The sequence below is a fragment of the Deinococcus sp. genome (assembly GCF_025362455.1).
Taxonomy (GTDB): Bacteria; Deinococcota; Deinococci; order Deinococcales; family Deinococcaceae; genus Deinococcus.
Window position 1 is genome coordinate 1 of sequence record NZ_JANYGJ010000198.1, and the last position, 2,465, is coordinate 2,465.

General features: G+C 65.6%; 3 protein-coding genes. All 3 read right to left on the bottom strand.

Annotated elements, in window-relative coordinates; translation table 11 throughout:
- The coding region (locus Q0R23_RS14395; RefSeq protein WP_293914075.1) for a hypothetical protein at window positions 1–890 on the bottom strand (890 nt) is incomplete at its 3' end.
- Window positions 891–967: 77 nt separating this feature from the next.
- The gene (locus Q0R23_RS14400) at window positions 968–1,378 is read right to left on the bottom strand and encodes a DUF6527 family protein (RefSeq protein WP_293914076.1); all 411 of its coding nucleotides are present in this window, start codon (window positions 1,376–1,378) and stop codon (window positions 968–970) included.
- The coding region (locus tag Q0R23_RS14405; RefSeq protein ID WP_293914077.1) for a ThiF family adenylyltransferase at window positions 1,375–2,465 on the bottom strand (1,091 nt) is incomplete at its 5' end. The genes Q0R23_RS14400 and Q0R23_RS14405, both read right to left, overlap by 4 nt.

Genomic DNA, 2,465 nt, shown 5'->3' on the forward strand with positions numbered 1-2,465 from the left:
CTCAGCCGGTGCGGGTGGGGCATCTTTTCGTCGCCCACCAGCTCATAGTTGAAGTGCTCGAAATCGTAGCTGGCTTGCAGAATCTCCGGGCGCACCTCGCCCCGGTCAGCCTGCCCGACGTAATGGCGCCGGGCCGCTTCCAGGTACGCGGCCTCGCTCTCAAAGTGCCAGGGCAAGAAGGCGGGGTCTTGCAGCTTGGGAACCTGGCGCTTCGACCTGGCTTTTTTCATCACGCCTTTGAGCACCTCGGCGCGCGCGACGGTCAGGGCCGCCGGATCACGGTAGAGATCCCAGTTCACCGGAGCCTGTTTGCGATGACACGGATCGAGGGCCAGTGCCTGCATCCGGTCCTGATACTGCTGGGGACGGCGCAGCGCCTCGGTCAGCAGCGCATGGAAATCGAGCAGTTGCCCGAGGCGCTCCTGGGCCTGGTCCGTCAGGGGAACATGCTGCTGCATCTCGCTGAGGTTGCGAAGGCACCTGAGCACCTCAGGGTGATGAGGGTCAAGCCCAACAAAGGCGCTGATCAGCGCCTCGATCATCTCCCGCTCGTTCTCGAAGACAGTCCCGGTGATCTGGCTGATCCGGGCGGCCACCGTGCGCCGCCCCTTGACCGCCCGCTCCAGGGCGGCTTCGTTGTAGCCAAGGGTCTCTGAGAGGCATGAGGTGCCCGAAGAGTAAAGTGCCCTGGTCGCCTCGTCCCGAATGGTTGCCTGCTTCCCGGCCTTGTGCTCGCAGCGGCACAGATCGCAGCGGCCCTTGGCGTCATAGACCTGGTAGCGAATGATGGTAAACGGCGCACCCAGTTGGACCGGGCCTTTGGCGGTCAGGCCGTAACCCTCGAGGGCCAGGGCGTAATCTCGGAGGACTTGACGCTGTTCACCAGGCAACTTGATACTCCTTTACCGGCTTGACGGCGGCGGTGCATGCCCAATCACAGGCAAATGTAAGCTGAAACAAATCTCCCTCAGCGCCTACGCCGCCGATTGCGCCGCCACCAGCCGCGAACCGTGCTCCGCAGCAGCTCAGGCCAGGCCGCCGCGTCTTCGCGCTCATTGGGACTGCACCAGTGGACCTCATTCTTCCATAAAATGAAATGCGATCCACAGCCGCTTTTCCGCCAGACCGAGGGCATCAGGGTGAGTCGCTCGCTCTTGTACCTGACTCGCCAGGCCCCGCTGACAGCGCCGTCGACGGGCACGACGACAGGATCAGGGCAGCCGCAGGGACAGGCCATCACCACGGCGCGGGGATGACCTCGCACGACGAAGGCCAGGGTGTCCGGGTCCGCCGCCAAGACGGCCAGCGCCTCACCGGTTCGGGCGACGGTGACCACCTGCCCGTAGGCCGTGCGCCGGGCTGGCCGTTGTGCCGTCACCGGGACCGTCCGGGCCTGGTCCAGCGGTCGCCCTGCGCCAAGCGGGATTCCGGTGAATTGGAGCAGGTGGGGCAACCGCGCCGTCCCCGGTTCTCGCCGGGTTGCAGGCTTCCTTCGCTCAGCCGCAGCAACAGGCGCCGGGCCTGGAGCGGCATCTCGGTGACGGTACTTAGGAGCAGGCTGACGCCCAGTCCGGCCACCACGCTGTTGAGGCTGATCACTGCCGGTTGGGTGACGGCGGCGCCCGAGATATACGGGTTGGCCTGGCGCTCGGCCTCGGTCTGAAGCTCTTCCATCACCTTGCCGGGGTCCAGATCACCCGTACAGTCCAGGCAGGCCAGCCCCGGCGCCAACAGGTGGACCACGCCCTGGACCTGGGTGCCCCGCTCGGAGTCGGCCAGGACGCTCACGCCCACGTTGATCATCGGCAGCAGATACTGGTAGGCGAGCTGCGAGAGCAGCGCCCGGCTGCCGTGGGAGTCGGTGCAGATTAGGACCACGTCGGTATCGAGCAGCCGTCTCAGGACCAGCGGATCGGTCACGTCGGCCTGGAGGGCCTGGACAACGGCGTCTGGATTGATGTTATGCACCACGCGAGTCGCCACCTCCACCTTGGGACGACCTACATCGGCGGCGACCGTCCCGACCACCCGGTTGAGATTGGTTCGTTCCAATACGTCGTGATCGATGATCGTGAAGTGCTGGACGCCCAGATGGGCGAGTTGTTGAAGGACCAGTGAACCGGTGCCCCCGGCGCCCACCACCCCAATCCGCAGGCGGCGAAGCTGCCGCTGCCCCGGCTCACCGAAGGCCAGCGCCTGCCGCTGATAGGTTTCAGCCAATCGGTCTATATCGGTGTCGTTCTCGCGGAAGATGCGGAGCTGCTCACCTACGCTTTGGACTTCCAGCGGCACTGTGTGACGCTCACCGACAAAGAGCGCCGCGTCGAGTCCGTCAGGGCGCAGGATGAGTCGTCCGTGGGGCAGACCCGCCAGGCGCTCGTGCAGCACCGGGCGCAAGGCTGCCTCACCCTCCAGATCCTGAACTGAAGGGCCTGGCTGGCCGCCCGGATGGGTATGCACGAGCA